The 15,118-nt window shown below is 54.6% G+C and carries 13 protein-coding genes; 8 read left to right on the top strand and 5 right to left on the bottom strand.

All coding sequences use genetic code 11. The features are described from left to right. The first annotated feature begins 10 nt into the window (after positions 1–10). Both HHI26_RS08165 and araC read left to right on the top strand, forming a co-directional pair. Positions 11–2,017, top strand: coding sequence for a beta-galactosidase (locus tag HHI26_RS08165; RefSeq protein ID WP_159337347.1), 2,007 nt, complete (start codon positions 11–13; stop codon positions 2,015–2,017). Between the two features lie 33 nt (positions 2,018–2,050). Further along, positions 2,051–2,923 carry an arabinose operon transcriptional regulator AraC gene (gene araC, locus HHI26_RS08160; protein ID WP_167863416.1) on the top strand — a complete coding sequence of 291 codons (873 nt, stop codon included), beginning with the start codon at positions 2,051–2,053 and terminating at the stop codon, positions 2,921–2,923. A gap of 6 nt (positions 2,924–2,929) precedes the next feature. Here the strand turns inward: araC and HHI26_RS08155 are convergent, their stop codons facing one another. Next, positions 2,930–3,319: a tautomerase family protein gene (locus HHI26_RS08155; RefSeq protein WP_133843894.1), complete on the bottom strand. Its 390-nt coding sequence runs from the start codon at positions 3,317–3,319 to the stop codon at positions 2,930–2,932. Positions 3,320–3,469: 150 nt separating this feature from the next. Here HHI26_RS08155 and HHI26_RS08150 point away from each other — a divergent pair, with 150 nt between their 5' ends. The 5 genes from HHI26_RS08150 to mug all read left to right on the top strand — a co-directional run bounded on the left by HHI26_RS08150 (position 3,470) and on the right by mug (position 8,438). Continuing rightward, positions 3,470–4,390, top strand: a complete 921-nt coding sequence (locus tag HHI26_RS08150; RefSeq protein ID WP_133843892.1) for a LysR family transcriptional regulator — start codon at positions 3,470–3,472, stop codon at positions 4,388–4,390. 126 nt (positions 4,391–4,516) lie between these two features. After that, positions 4,517–6,061, top strand: coding sequence for a PAS domain-containing methyl-accepting chemotaxis protein (locus HHI26_RS08145; RefSeq protein ID WP_133843890.1), 1,545 nt, complete (start codon positions 4,517–4,519; stop codon positions 6,059–6,061). A gap of 160 nt (positions 6,062–6,221) precedes the next feature. Next, complete coding sequence (locus HHI26_RS08140) at positions 6,222–6,683, top strand: heme-degrading domain-containing protein (RefSeq protein WP_133843888.1); 462 nt, start codon at positions 6,222–6,224, stop codon at positions 6,681–6,683. 145 nt (positions 6,684–6,828) lie between these two features. Beyond that, positions 6,829–7,863: a tartrate dehydrogenase gene (locus HHI26_RS08135; RefSeq protein WP_133843886.1), complete on the top strand. Its 1,035-nt coding sequence runs from the start codon at positions 6,829–6,831 to the stop codon at positions 7,861–7,863. 56 nt (positions 7,864–7,919) lie between these two features. Further along, complete coding sequence (mug, locus tag HHI26_RS08130) at positions 7,920–8,438, top strand: G/U mismatch-specific DNA glycosylase (RefSeq protein WP_133843884.1); 519 nt, start codon at positions 7,920–7,922, stop codon at positions 8,436–8,438. A gap of 67 nt (positions 8,439–8,505) precedes the next feature. Here the strand turns inward: mug and rpoD are convergent, their stop codons facing one another. The 3 genes from rpoD to rpsU all read right to left on the bottom strand — a co-directional run bounded on the left by rpoD (position 8,506) and on the right by rpsU (position 13,064). Then, positions 8,506–10,350, bottom strand: coding sequence for an RNA polymerase sigma factor RpoD (gene rpoD / locus HHI26_RS08125; RefSeq protein ID WP_171148882.1), 1,845 nt, complete (start codon positions 10,348–10,350; stop codon positions 8,506–8,508). A 312-nt stretch (positions 10,351–10,662) separates the two neighbouring features. After that, positions 10,663–12,408 (bottom strand): DNA primase, encoded by a 1,746-nt coding sequence (dnaG, locus tag HHI26_RS08120; RefSeq protein ID WP_133843880.1) that lies wholly within the window; start codon positions 12,406–12,408, stop codon positions 10,663–10,665. A gap of 440 nt (positions 12,409–12,848) precedes the next feature. Next, positions 12,849–13,064 carry a 30S ribosomal protein S21 gene (gene rpsU, locus HHI26_RS08115; protein WP_001144069.1) on the bottom strand — a complete coding sequence of 72 codons (216 nt, stop codon included), beginning with the start codon at positions 13,062–13,064 and terminating at the stop codon, positions 12,849–12,851. 303 nt (positions 13,065–13,367) lie between these two features. Here rpsU and tsaD point away from each other — a divergent pair, with 303 nt between their 5' ends. Further along, complete coding sequence (tsaD, locus tag HHI26_RS08110; protein ID WP_133843878.1) at positions 13,368–14,381, top strand: tRNA (adenosine(37)-N6)-threonylcarbamoyltransferase complex transferase subunit TsaD; 1,014 nt, start codon at positions 13,368–13,370, stop codon at positions 14,379–14,381. A gap of 83 nt (positions 14,382–14,464) precedes the next feature. On the opposite strand, the gene plsY is transcribed toward tsaD, so the two are convergent. Beyond that, on the bottom strand, positions 14,465–15,067 hold the full coding sequence (gene plsY, locus HHI26_RS08105) for a glycerol-3-phosphate 1-O-acyltransferase PlsY (RefSeq protein ID WP_159337350.1): 603 nt from the start codon (positions 15,065–15,067) through the stop codon (positions 14,465–14,467). Positions 15,068–15,118 lie beyond the last annotated feature (51 nt).

The following is a 15,118-nucleotide window of genomic DNA, read 5'->3' as shown; positions in this document are numbered from 1 at the left end:
GGGGGAGAAAATGTCTCAACTCTATTACGGAGTGGCTTACTACGACGAATATATGCCGGAGGAGCGGCTGGAAAAAGATATCGCCATGATGCTTGATGCCGGAATCAATGTGGTGCGTATCGCGGAATCGACATGGAGTACGCTGGAGCCGCAGGAAGGGGAGTACAACTTCAGGCATATTGATCGCGTGCTGGATGCCATGCAGCACGCAGGCATCCATGTGATTATCGGCACCCCGACTTACGCCATTCCTGCCTGGCTGGCGAAAAAACACCCGGAGGTGATGGTTACCACGGTTTCCGGGCAGCAGAAGTATGGTCGTCGTCAGATTATGGATATTGTCAGCCCGGTTTTTCTGAGTTACGCCGAAAACATCATCCGTGTGCTGCTGGACCATGTGCAGCACCATCCGGCGATTATTGGCTACCAGCTGGATAACGAAACCAAACACTACGATAACGTCGGGCCGGAGATGCGGCAGCAGTTTATTCACAGCCTGCAACGGCGTTACCCCGATATCCGTCAGATGAATGTCGACTTCGGGCTGGACTACTGGAGTAATCGCATTGATAACTGGCAGGATTTCCCGCCGCCAGAGAGTACGATCAATGCCAGCCTGGGCAGTGCCTTTGCTGCGTTCCAGCGTCAGAAAGTGACCGATTATCTCGCCTGGCAAAGCCGGATTGTCGCCGAATATAAGCAGCCAGAGCAGTTTATCACTCATAACTTTGATTTTGAGTGGCGCGGTTACTCGTACGGTATCCAGCCACGTGTGGATCATTTTGCTGCGGCCGAAGCACTCACGATTGCCGGGGTGGATATCTACCATCCCTCCCAGCAACAGCTGACCGGGCGGGAGATTGCCTTTGGTGGGGATGTGACGCGCGGGCTAAAGCAGGGGGCAAATTATCTGGTGCTGGAAACCCAGGCGCAGGGCTTCGCCCAGTGGACGCCGTATCCCGGCCAGCTGCGTTTGCAGGCCTTCAGCCATATTGCCTCCGGGGCCAAAATGGTGTCGTACTGGCACTGGCATTCGATCCATAATTCGTTTGAGACATACTGGAAAGGGCTGTTAAGTCATGATTTTTCAGCAAATCCCACCTATCTTGAAGCTAAAACGATTGGCGCTGATTTTGCCCGTCTGTCCGCCACGCTGGATTCCCTGCGCTGTGAAAACGATGTGGCGATTTTAGTCAGCAATACCGCGATGGAAGCCTTTAACTGGTTTAAGCCGGGAGATGCGCAGACCAATGTCTATAACGATATTTTCCGCCGTTTCTATGATGCACTCTACGACGCGAATATTGGCGTGGACATTATCAACGATGTTGATGTGGAGAGCGCACGCTACCGGGTGATTGTGGTGCCTGCGTTGTATGCTGCCGATGATGCGCTGTTGATGCGAATTAACCGCTATATTGAGGCGGGCGGTCAGGCCTTAATTGGTTTCAAAAGTGGCTTCAGCGATCAGCATGTTAAAGTGCGGACAGAGCGTCAGCCCGGGATTCTTAACCAGAGCTGCCGCGTCAGCTACAGCCAGTTCGCCCTGCCACAGCAGGTGACACTGAACAGCTGTTCCGATCTGCAACTGGATCAGGATGAGCCGGTAGAGCTGTGGATGGAGCTGTTGACACCGGATAACGATCCGCGTGTGCAGGTACTGGCGCGCTATCAGCATCCGGCGTGGGGTGACTATGCGGCGATCACCGAAGCCGACTATGGTGCGGGCAGGGCGATCTATCTGGGCTTCCTTGCGGGGCAATCCCTGATTGCCCGCCTGGTCCAGCGGTTGAGTGGTGAAACAGTCGGGTATACGTTCCCACTGATTACCCGTAAAACGATCAATAAAGCGGGTAACCCGCTGATGTTCTGTTTTAATTATTCAGCGACGGCGATACGCTTTAGTCTGCCTCAGGCGGCAGAGGACGTGCTTCACGGAGGTCGTGTGAACGCGGGAACCGAGGTTTGCCTCGATCCCTGGGGCGTGCATATTTATCAATTTACGCCGGGAGACTGAGGCAGTGGGGTAACCGGTGAACAGAGCAGAATTATGGAACTCAATCAGCAGGATATGGTGAATGACTCACCCTTGATGAAAAGTTTTACCTTCAGCGCCTGGCTGGTGGCCGGTTTTACCCCCATTTCACGTGGCAGCAAACTGGATTACTACATTAATCGTCCGGAGGGCATGAAGGGCTATATCCTGCATCTGACCCTGCGCGGTGAGGGACGCATTCGGGCCGGATGCCGCGATATTGCCAGCCGGGAGAACGATCTTTTCCTGTTTCCTCCCGGCGTGGCGCATCATTATGGCCGCGCCGAACATCATGAACATTGGGATCATCTGTGGATCTACTTTCTGCCACGGCCATACTGGCTTGACTGGTTGCGCTGGGATCAGGTGATCAATGGCATCGGCATCACCTCCCTGCCACTCGGCCAGCCGAGTGAACAGGCGCAGCGACTGTTCCTTGAAGTGATTCAGCAGAATGGCCGTAGTGGTTTGCTGGCGGAAGCACTGGCGATGAATGCCCTGGAACGCTTGATTATTGACTGTTTTCAGCGGCAACCGTTGTGCAGCCATCAGACCATTGAGCCGCGTATTAGTACGCTGTGCCAGTATCTTAACGACCACCTGGCTGAGGATCTGACCATTGAGCAACTGGCCCGTCAGGTCTTTCTTTCACCGTCGCGCGTCGCCCATCTGTTTAAACGTGAAATGAAGATGACGATCTTTGCCTGGCGTGAACAACAAAGGGTCATCCGCGCCAGTAATCTTTTGCAGTCGACCCATCTCAGTATTGCCCAGGTGGCCCTGACGGTGGGATATGACGATGCGCTCTATTTTTCCCGCATCTTTCGTCAGCATGTTGGTGTCAGCCCGCGAGAGTATAAAAAACGCTACGAGCTGCTGCCAGTCTGACGTGCCTTACAGCGCACCCGTCAAATATTGTGCCTCGCCGTTTCCGAAGCTCCAGTCACCTTTGTCATTGGTCATAAAGGTGATCATCACGTCCGAAGGCAGAATGCCGCAGCTCTCTTTTAACTCCCGGCACAGCTCAGCCATAAAGAACTGTTTTTGCTCGCTGCTGCGTGGGCTGGTAAAAACCCGCACCATTACCAGATTATCGGTACGCTGAAGCCCGAGGCCGGTATCCTCAAATACCATCTGATAACCTTTGTTTTCGTGAACAATCTGGTAGCGATCGCGCTCGGGGACGTTAAAGGCCGCCAGGACTGCACGGTGCGCAGCATCCAGCAGTGTTTTCAGCTCTGATTCTGAACGACCCTGAATGACATCAAATTGCAGTAACGGCATGGAAACCTCGACATTGTTAGTGAATTCATTGCTGAAAATGGGCTGACGGCGGTGACTCCGCGTCTGTCTCTGGAAACCAATTTACCCGCAATCTCCGTTGGGAAAAACCGCTATACTTGAATTGATTATTTACTATAGTGAACAATAACCATGAAAGAGCTGAAGACCGATGCGTTATGGAATCACCTGCACTGGCTGACGGTGCTGGCCGAGCAGGGCAGTTTTACCGCGGCGGCTGAACGGCTGGAAGTGAGCAAGGCGGCGATGTCGCAGAAGATCAAAGAGCTGGAGCAGCTGGCCGGGGTGCCGCTGGTGACGCGCACCACGCGCAGCGTAAGACTGACCAGCGCCGGAGAGAAACTGGTGGACGATCTGCGTGCGCCGTTTGCCCAGATTGAACAGAGCTTTTTCAGCGTGCGCGATTCTGCCGGCCCCCTGCGCGGGCTGGTGCGGGTGACGGCGCCCGTGGCGTTTGCGCGCCAGCAGCTGGTGCCGCATATCACCGCGTTTCTGCGCGAGCATCCCCAGGTGCGTGTGCAGCTGGAGGTGTCCGACCGCCTGGTGTCGCTGGCAAGTGAGGGGTTTGATCTCGCCATCCGCCACAGTAACAGCCTGCCGGAAACCCATGTGGCGCTGCCGCTGTGCCACACTCACGCCGTCGTGGTGGCATCACCGGCGTACCTTGCCCGTTACGGTCATCCTGCCAGTCCGCAGGCGCTGAGTGACCATCTGTGCCTCTACTATCCACGCGGGGTGGAACCGCCGCGCTGGAGTTTCCAGCCGCTGACGGGCGGTGAGCGTATCGCGGTGAATGTCAGCGGGCCATTTGCCACCAATAACAGTGAATCGATCCGCGATGCTGCCCTTGAAGGCCTGGGGATTGCGCTGCTGCCGGACTTCAGTGCTCAAGCGGCGCTAAAGGATGGCTCTTTGGTGCAATTACTGCCCCAGTGGCAGGCCGTGGGTGCCTTTGCCGATATGCTGTATGTGGTACGCCCATGGTCAGCACAGGTCCCGCGCGCGGTTAGCGGATTTATCCACTGGTTGCGTGAAGCGTTTGCCCGTCCGTGAAATGATGCGACAGTTGTGTGCTGTCGCACAAATCAGATGAAAATTGTTAAAGCTTTAGTTACATCCTGCCGACAACCCCTCCTTAAATACCTGCAAAATTCATACAACCATAACAAGGTCGTTATAATGCACACCCACCAGCCCGTGACTCAGCAGGAATACCTGCTCGACGACGATACCACCCTGATGACCACCACCGATGCCGCTAGCTATATCACCTACGCCAACAGCGCGTTTATTGAGGTGAGTGGCTATGACCGCAGTGAAATCGACGGCCAGCCCCATAACCTCGTTCGTCACCCTGATATGCCACAAGCCGCATTTGCCGATATGTGGGCCACCCTGAAACAGGGACTGCCCTGGACCGGACTGGTGAAGAACCGACGTAAAAACGGTGACCATTACTGGGTGCGTGCCAATGTGGTGCCGGTGATCCGCAACGGTGAAATTCAGGGGCATATGTCTGTGCGCATTAAGCCTTCAGCGGAAGAGGTGCGCGCGGCTGAGGCGCTGTATCAGAAAATGAATCAGGGGCGGATGAAGGGCTGGCGTTTGCATCGTGGGCTGTTGGTGCGTACGGGCTGGCTGAGCGGGCTGACGCTACTGAAAACGATGTCACTGCGCTGGCGCATCCGCGGTGCGGTGCTGGCATTGTGGCTGCCGCTGGTGGCTGCAGCGTTTGTGTCGGGATTAAGCGGGGCCGCGCTGGGCGGATTTACCCTGTTCTCAGCGTTAATGGCGCTGCTGGTGGATACCTGGCTGCAACGTCAGATTGCCCGGCCACTGGCCGCCGTATGTCGTCAGGCGCTGAATGTGGCGACCGGGGCCAACCCGCATGTTAACCACCTCGATCGGGTGGATGAGATTGGCACCACGCTACGCGCGGTCGGCCAGTTGGGGCTGATGTTCCGCTGGTTATTAAACGACGTCAGCGATCAGGTGCTGGATGTTCACCGGGCCAGCGATGAACTGGCACGCGGTAATGACAAAATCAGCAGCCACACCGAGCAGACGGCGGCCAGCGTCCAGCAGACGGCCAGCACCATGAATCAGATGACCAGCACGGTGCAGCGCAACGGCGAGAGCACCGAGCAGGCGAATCAGTTCTCACGTACCGCCAGCAGTGCCGCCGTCAAAGGCGGTGAAGTGATGCAAAATGTGGTGGTGACGATGGACGAAATCGCCGAGAGTTCACGGCAGATTGCCACCATTACCGGCCTGATCGACAGCATTGCTTTCCAGACCAACATTCTGGCGTTGAATGCGGCAGTGGAAGCAGCGCGCGCCGGTGAGCAGGGCAAAGGCTTTGCCGTGGTGGCAGGCGAAGTGCGAAATCTTGCTCAGCGTAGCGCCGGTGCTGCCAGCGAGATACGCCACCTGATTGCCGCCAGTAACCTGAAAGTACAATCCGGTGCCGGACAGGTGCATGAAGCCGGGAAAGCCATTGGGGATATCGTCGAAAAAGTGCAGAACGTCACTGAACTGTTGCAGCAGATTAGCGTTGCCACCGCCGAGCAAGGGACCGGGCTGGGTGAAGTGGGCCAGGCGGTAGAAGCACTCGATCGCCTGACGCATGATAACAGCGCGCTGGTCAGTGAAGGTGCGCTTGCCGCACAACGCATGAAGCATCAGGCCGAGCGTCTGGTTGAAGCCGTCAGCGTCTTTCGCTGATACGGACAACGGGTCGCCTGCGACCCGTTGTTACTCTCAGTTGCATCTCAATTTTTGATCTCCCTCCCAAATAAAATTTTTATTTCCTTTTTTTATTTAATGAAAAGTTAATGTCATTTACCCTGCAAGGCAGATTGATTACCCTTTGCCGGAGAGACCCATGTCAGCGATTCCCAGCCTTGAAACCCTGCTAGAGCAGGAAGCGACCGTACGCGTCAATCAGTTTGATTTCGATAGCGCATGGAAAATTGGCAGCCTGCTGCGTGAACGTGCCGTAGCGGAAAAGATGCCGGTTGCGATTGAAGTGTATGCCTTTGGTCAGGTGCTGTTCAGTACCGCACTCAGTGGTTCAAGCTCGGAGAACCTGGAATGGATCGCCCGTAAGCGCCACACCGTACTGCGCAATGCACACTCTTCACTCTACGCTCAGGAGCTGAATAAAGCCCAGGGGACGCCGATGTCTGAGATGAAATTCCTCGATCAACAGCGTTATACCGACAGCGGTGGCAGCTTCCCACTGTTGCTGGGGAACGGGGGAGTGATTGGCGCGGTGACCGTCAGCGGGCTGCCTTCTCATGAAGATCATGCGCTGGCCATCTGGGCGATTCAGCAGGTGATGTAATTTCTCTGCCCTGTAAAATGCCGCACAGGCTCAGCCTGCGTATTCGGCAGCATCTGCCGCCGGGCGACCCGAAAAAAGCAGCACAATTTAGCCACCTGGGCGAAGATGTCATTCTGATGGTTATCTTATTAATCCAAGGAGAGTCATGAAAAGCTATCAAGTGGCCGTGATCCCCGGTGACGGTATTGGCGTGGATGTAACGAAAGCTGCCTGGCAGGTGCTGGAACATAGCGCAGGCCGATTTGATTTTGCCCTGAGCGGCGAGTGGTTTCCGTGGTCCTGTGAGTACTACCTTGAGCACGGTGAAATGATGCCGAAGAATGGCATTGAAACGCTGAGCCAGTTTGATGCTGTCTTGCTGGGCGCGGTAGGCTGGCCAGAGAAAGTGGCAGACAATGTGTCACTGCATGGCCTGCTGCTGCCCATCCGCAAACAGTTTGATCTCTATGCTAATGTCCGCCCTCACCGCCTGCTGGCGGGGGTGGAAGGCCCGCTGCGAAAGAGTGAGTTTGATATTCTCTGCATCCGAGAAAACACGGAAGGTGAGTACAGCGGGGCTGGCGGGCGCATCCATCAGGGGACACCTGCCGAAGTGGCGGTGGAAACTTCTATCTTTACCCGACGGGGTGTGGAGCGAATTCTGCGCTTTGGTTTTGAGATGGCGCAAAAACGCAGCAAGCGCCTCGCATCCGTGACCAAATCGAACGCACAGAAATACACCATGGTGATGTGGGATGAAGTCACCGAAGAGATTGCCCGTGATTACCCGGATGTGACGGTGAATCGTTATCATATTGATGCGATTGCGGCGCGTATGGTGATGAACCCGGAAACGCTTGATGTGATTGTGGCCTCTAATCTGTTTGGCGATATTTTGACTGACCTGGGTGCAGCCATTCAGGGCGGGCTGGGGTATGCGGCTTCTGCGAACCTGAATCCCGATCCCACGGTGCCATCGATGTTTGAACCGGTGCACGGTTCTGCGCCCGATATTGCCGGGCAGGGAATTGCGAATCCGATCGCGGCGATCTGGTCGGCGGCGATGATGCTGGAACATCTGGGGGAGACGGCTGCTGCCGATGCTATTCTCCGTGCCGTTGAGCAGGTTACCGCGCAGCAGCACGTAAATGGTGTGATGAAAACCGAAGCGATCACTGCGGCTGTGATCGCGGCGATTTAAGGTCTGTGTGGGCTTCCGCGTTTGCGGAGGCCTGTTTTATAAGGAGGAATCTCACCATGGAAGCACACGGCATTAGCGATATTATTCAGCCCGGCCTGCGGGTGCTGTTTTGTGGCATCAATCCGGGCAAATCATCCGCGCATACTGGCTATCATTTTGCTCATCCGGGTAACCGCTTCTGGAAAACCCTTTTTCAGGCCCGATTCACTTGGACGCAGCTTCGTCCTGAGCAGGAACAGCAACTGCTGGAAACGCGCTGTGGCATCACCATGCTGGTTGAACGGCCCACCGTGCTGGCCAGTGAGCTGGCAGGCAGTGAGTTACGGAGTGGCGGGCAGGCGCTGGTGGACAAGGTTGAACGCTTTCAGCCCGCGGCGCTGGCGGTACTGGGCAAGCAGGCTTATCAGCAGGCGTTTCGTCACAGTAAGGTGGAGTGGGGCCGCCAGCCGCTGATGCTGGGTGAGACGGAGGTCTGGGTGTTACCCAACCCCAGTGGGCTGAATCGCGCTTCACAGGAAGAGATGACCGCGGCTTATGCGGAGCTGGACAGGGCATTGAAATTACGCGGCTTGTAGAGCGGTCTGGATAACAGGTAAAAAAAATGGCCCCTCAGAGAGGAGCCATCTTTGAGCACCGCGTCGATTAATCGTCGAGGAAGCTGCGCAGTACTTCAGAACGGCTTGGATGACGCAGCTTACGCAGCGCTTTCGCTTCAATCTGACGGATACGTTCACGTGTCACGTCAAACTGTTTGCCCACTTCTTCCAGCGTGTGGTCGGTATTCATATCGATACCAAAACGCATACGCAGTACTTTCGCTTCACGCGCGGTCAGACCGGCCAGCACGTCATGGGTGGCAGAACGCAGGCTCTCTGAGGTGGCAGAGTCCAGCGGCAGCTCCAGCGTGGTATCTTCGATAAAATCACCCAGATGGGAATCTTCATCATCACCAATCGGCGTCTCCATGGAGATCGGCTCTTTAGCAATTTTCAGCACCTTACGGATTTTATCTTCTGGCATCAGCATACGTTCGGCCAGTTCTTCCGGCGTAGGTTCACGGCCCATCTCTTGCAGCATCTGGCGCGAAATACGGTTGAGTTTGTTAATGGTCTCAATCATATGCACCGGAATACGGATGGTACGTGCCTGGTCCGCGATAGAACGGGTGATCGCCTGACGGATCCACCAGGTGGCATAAGTCGAGAACTTATAACCACGACGGTATTCAAACTTATCTACCGCTTTCATCAGACCGATGTTGCCTTCCTGAATCAGATCCAGGAACTGCAGACCACGGTTGGTGTACTTCTTGGCGATAGAGATAACCAGACGCAAGTTCGCTTCAACCATCTCTTTCTTCGCACGGCGCGCTTTCGCTTCACCGATGGACATACGACGGTTGATGTCTTTAACCTGTTCAATCGTCAGGCCCGTTTCTGCTTCAATCTGTTGCAGTTTCGTCAGGCTGCGATGCACATCATCGGATACATCATTCAGTTTCTCTGACCACGGTTTGTTCATCGCCAGTGCGGCTTTGAACCAGGTTTCGCTGGTTTCATTGCCGGTGAACAGGGTGATGAAGTTCTTCTTCGGCATTTTACAGATTTCAACACACAGCTTCAGGATGAGGCGTTCCTGGGTACGAACGCGGTCCATCATAGTACGCATGCTGTTCACCAGGAAGTCGAATTGCTTCGGCACCAGGCGGAACTGTTTAAATACGTCAGACAGATTCTGAATTTCAGCGATAGCATCAGCGTGGCTGCGGCTTTTGGCCTTAATTACGGTACGGGTGGTTTCGTACTGTACGCGCAGATCGTTGAATTTCTCACGCGCCAGTTCCGGGTCGATGCTGTTGTCATCGTCGGCGCTGTCATCGTCAGACTCTTCATCTTCTTCTTCTTCTTCCTCACGCTCTTCAGCGGAGAGTTCAGAACCCACGTGGGTAGCGGTTGGCGCGATTTCTGCTTCGGCATTCGGGTCGACAAAGCCGGTGATCAGATCGGACAAGCGTGCTTCGCCCGCTTCAACGCGGTCATACTGTTCAAGCAAATAAGTGATGGCTTCAGGGTATTCAGCAACGGAACACTGAACCTGGTTGATACCGTCTTCGATGCGTTTTGCTATGTCGATCTCGCCTTCACGCGTCAGCAGTTCAACCGTACCCATTTCACGCATGTACATGCGCACCGGGTCAGTGGTTCGTCCGATTTCAGATTCAACGCTGGAGAGCACTTGAGCAGCGGCTTCAGCAGCATCTTCGTCCGTATCGTTGTTGTTCTCATTCAGCATCAGATCATCGGCATCAGGCGCTTCTTCCACAACCTGGATGCCCATGTCGTTGATCATCTGGATGATGTCTTCGATCTGATCGGAGTCGACGATATCTTCCGGCAGATGGTCATTGACCTCGGCATAGGTCAGATAGCCTTGCTCCTTACCACGGGTGACAAGTAGCTTTAGCTGTGACTGCGGGTTTTGCTCCATAAGACGGTATCCACACTTCTGTTAAATTAGATTGGTGTCGGGTCGGCTAACGTGCCAACAATAACAGTGAGGGCGTTGAGATTATTGCCGCTGCCCGTCATGGCGGCTGTCAGGATCTACCTGACGGATATTCGGCACTTAAGCCGCTTTGATCTTTGTCGAGGCTATCTCACTTGCCATTTTGAACCCCGGCTGTGCTCGCAGTCCTCACGTACTTCAGTACGCTCCGGGTGCTGCGTGCAGACGGTGTCCAAACTGACTGCGCCGATAACGCCTCTAAATTCTGTGTAATAAGGTCAAAACCTTATTCATTTACTGTTTCTTCAGTGCCTGGCTCAATGTCCAGAACTCGCGGCGCTCTTCTGCGTTGAGTACGTGCGTGCGGTCGCGGGCAATAAGTTCTTCCAGCCTGCGTTCCAGCGCATCGTCGTACATACTCGCCAGCGCGTCCTTAAACATGGTGTCCACTTCATCATCTACGATCATGTGGTTCCAGGTTGCCAGGGTTTCAAGGCTCTGGCTAAATTTTGTTCCGCGATATAACTCTAGTAGCTGTCCGGTCGTCAAGCCAGGTTGCGCTACGCAAGTGCTCACTAACTCCACGAATAGCGGGAAACCTGGTATTTCTGACTGCTCAAGCCCATCCAGCGAGGGCACCATGATGGCCAGCTGTGGATTCTGTATCAACAGCCCAATAAGTATACGCATGGTTGTGCGTTTTAGCTGGGGCTGGGGTACAGGCTTCGCATTTTCCGCCTGCTTCGGCAGCAGCTTCTCCAACTGGCTGTCGTCAAGGATACCCAGTTTATTACCCAGTTCCTGACGCAGGTATATACGCAATGTTTCACCGGGCACCTGGCTAATCAGCGGCAGCGCCAGCGTACTCAGCTGAGCGCGCCCATCAGGGGAACGCAAATCCACCTGCGGCATCAACGTATCAAACAGAAACGACGAGAGTGGCATAGCCTGCTCCATCCGCGTTTCAAATGCTTCTTTGCCCTCTTTACGCACCAGCGTATCCGGGTCTTCGCCGTCAGGCAGGAACATAAAGCGTAGCTGACGACCGTCATTCATGTAAGGTAAAGCCGTTTCCAGCGCACGCCATGCTGCTTCACGGCCTGCTCTGTCGCCGTCATAGCAGCAAATTACCGTGTCGGTTGACCGGAATAGTAGCTGAATATGCTCTGCGGTGGTCGATGTGCCGAGTGAGGCCACGGCATAATCAACGCCAAACTGTGCCAGCGCCACCACATCCATATAGCCTTCAACGACCAGTAATTTGGACGGCTCCGGATGGTTTTTTAGCGCTTCAAACAGGCCGTAAAGTTGGCGACCTTTGTGGAAAATATCGGTTTCCGGTGAGTTGAGGTATTTCGGCATGCCGTCGCCTAATACGCGACCGCCGAAACCAATGACTCGCCCACGTTTATCGTGGATTGGAAACATCACCCGCTCACGGAAGCGATCGTAGCTGCGGCCCTGGTCATTGGTGACCAGCATGCCCGCATCGATCAACGACTGTTTGTCGTCAGGATTACGGCCAAAACGTTTTAACGCGTTATCCCAGCCTGCCGGGGCGAAACCGATGGAAAAGTGCTTAATGACATCATCGCTCAGGCCGCGCTGTGCCAGATAGTCACGTGCGCCTGCCGATGCATTTTGTGTCAGTGACTGTCGATAGAAGTCGCTCAGACCGGTCATTAACTGATAAAGACTTTGACGCTGATGACGCTCAAGCTGGGTTGGACCACTGCCGCTTTCATACGGTACTTCCAGTCCATATAAGGTCGCCAGTTCTTCAATGCTTTCAACGAATTCCAGACGATCATAGTTCATCAGGAAGTCGACAGCGTTGCCATGCGCACCACAGCCGAAACAGTGATAAAACTGCTTTTCGCCGTTAACGGTGAAAGAGGGCGTTTTCTCATTATGAAAAGGACAGCATGCGTGGTAATTCTTGCCCTGCTTTTTCAGCTTCACCCGGGCATCGATGAGATCCACGATATCCGTGCGAGCGAGCAAGTCATTGATAAATACACGCGGTATGCGTCCAGCCATAAATCCCCTTCATCTTTCCGCTTCTGGCGGTGTTGGCTGCCATCGTTCACCCCGGTCACTTACTGATGTAAGCTCCCGGAGATTCACTCCGTTGCCGCCTTGCCAGGAAACAGAAAGCTATTGGGGATTACCCTTCATCTTTCCGCTTCTGGCGGTGTTGGCTGCCATCGTTCACCCCGGTCACTTACTGATGTAAGCTCCCGGAGATTCACTCCGTTGCCGCCTTGCCAGAAACAGAAAATCATCGGAAATAAATACTTCCGCGTCTTTAGGTGTCTGGCTGTATTGGCGTTTAGGAATCAAAACAGAGCGTTACCGGGGTAACTCTGGCGCTTTCTATTTATGGTTCATAAACGACAACAAGCCGCGCATTCCTTCCGGAAGCACGGCCTGATAACTACTAACTAGTCTGTGAAGCATGAGGGCGAACCCTCAGGATATTAGTACAGACGAGTGCGGCGTGCGTTTTCGCGAGCCAGTTTCTTCGCGTGGCGTTTTACTGCAGACGCTTTAGCGCGCTTACGTTCGGTAGTAGGTTTTTCATAAAACTCACGACGACGAACTTCAGCCAGAACGCCTGCTTTCTCACAAGAACGCTTGAAGCGACGCAGTGCAACGTCGAATGGCTCGTTTTCACGTACTTTAATTACCGGCATGTAACTCTCACCTCGATAAATTCGGTTTTGCTGCTGACATCGGTGCCAGCTCATTTCAAAATGGTGCGGAATTTTACTCCAACACAGGCTTAGTTGTAAAGCACCATAGCATTAAGTAACCAACAGATAGGCCTGTGCGGCTGCCGGTTTTTTTCAGGGGACTGATTATACACGAAACCCACCTCCCTGGTGGGAAAAAAAACACCTTATTGTACAAGGTGTAACCGACTAACCGGGAAATTTGCCGCCCGCAAAAGCGCCTTCATGCTACACTGCGCGCCGCAAGAATGAGGTGAAAAATCCATGCGTGTTCTCGGAATTGAAACATCCTGCGATGAAACCGGCATTGCCATTTATGACGATGCGGCCGGTTTGCTCGCCAATCAACTTTACAGCCAGGTCAAACTCCACGCCGACTACGGTGGCGTGGTACCGGAACTGGCTTCGCGCGATCACGTGCGTAAAACCGTGCCGCTGATACAGGCGGCGCTGAAGGAAGCCGGGCTTCAGGCGCAGGATATCGATGCGGTGGCGTATACCGCAGGTCCTGGGCTGGTAGGGGCACTGCTGGTCGGCGCGACCATTGGCCGCTCGCTGGCGTTTGCATGGGATGTCCCGGCGATTGCCGTGCACCACATGGAAGGGCATCTGCTGGCACCGATGCTGGAAGATAATCCACCGGACTTCCCGTTTGTGGCGCTGCTGGTTTCTGGCGGCCATACGCAGTTGATTAGCGTCACCGGCATTGGTGAATATACCCTGCTGGGTGAATCAGTGGATGATGCTGCCGGTGAAGCCTTCGATAAAACCGCTAAACTGCTGGGGCTGGACTATCCTGGCGGGCCGATGCTGTCAAAAATGGCGCAACAGGGTGTGGAAAAGCGTTTTGTCTTCCCGCGTCCAATGACCGATCGCCCAGGGCTGGATTTTAGTTTTTCCGGCCTGAAAACCTTCGCGGCGAATACCATTCGCGACAATGACGACAGTGAGCAGACCCGCGCGGACATAGCACGTGCTTTTGAGGATGCCGTGGTCGATACGCTGGCGATAAAATGCCGCCGGGCGCTCGATCAAAGTGGATTCAAGCGGCTGGTGATTGCCGGGGGCGTCAGCGCGAACCGCACGCTGCGCAGTAAGCTGGCGGAGATGATGGAGAAGCGGGGCGGTGAGGTGTTCTACGCTCGTCCGGAATTCTGTACCGACAACGGCGCGATGATCGCTTATGCCGGGATGGTGCGGATGAAAGGTGACAAACACGCCGATCTCAGTGTCACCGTGCGTCCGCGCTGGCCGCTGGCGGAACTGCCTGCATTATGATTGGGGTCAGGCGCGCCTGACCCCAGGATAAATGTTCTCATCAGGTTCAGGCATGCCTGAACCCGACATCAATGCACGATGCCCTACGGTTTCTTCTTTTTCTTTTTCCAAATCTTATTTTCCTGCCCGCGCCACAGGCGCTGAATATTGTCGTGATGACGTAACAGGATCAGGCAGGAAAGCATGGCGACGGGAAAAGTAAACTGCGGTTTAAACCACCAGACGTAGAACGGGGCAATCAGTGCGCTGATAATCGCACCCAGCGAAGAGTATCCGCTTAACAGCACGGTCAGCAGCCAGGTTCCCGTCATTAAACCCGTGAGATCCCAGCCGATTGGGGCGATAGCACCAAATGCGGTGGCCACGCCTTTGCCGCCTTTGAAATGAAAGAAGACCGGGTAAATATGGCCGAGGCAGGCCGCAATCGCGGTCAGACCAAGATAAAGCGGCGTCACGCCCAGGTGATAAGCCAGCCATACCGGCAGCATCCCTTTGCATACATCAAACACCAGCACCGTAGCGGCGGCACCTTTACCACCGAGGCGCAGCACGTTAGTGGCACCTGGGTTGCCCGAGCCATTGTGGCGCGGGTCCGGCAATCTGAACAGTCGACAGACCAAAATCGCGCTGGAGATGGAGCCACACAGATACGCGAAAATGATCATGCCAAGCGCGAATACACTCATAACACCGTTCCGTCTTGTGGGGGTCGTTTTAAAGTCAGCATCCGTGGATAA

It is taken from the genome of Erwinia sp. JH02 (assembly GCF_013074405.1).
GTDB classification, from domain to species: domain Bacteria; phylum Pseudomonadota; class Gammaproteobacteria; order Enterobacterales; family Enterobacteriaceae; genus Erwinia; species Erwinia rhapontici.
The sequence above is the reverse complement of the archived record's forward strand: the minus strand, read 5'-3'. Positions and strand labels throughout refer to the sequence as shown.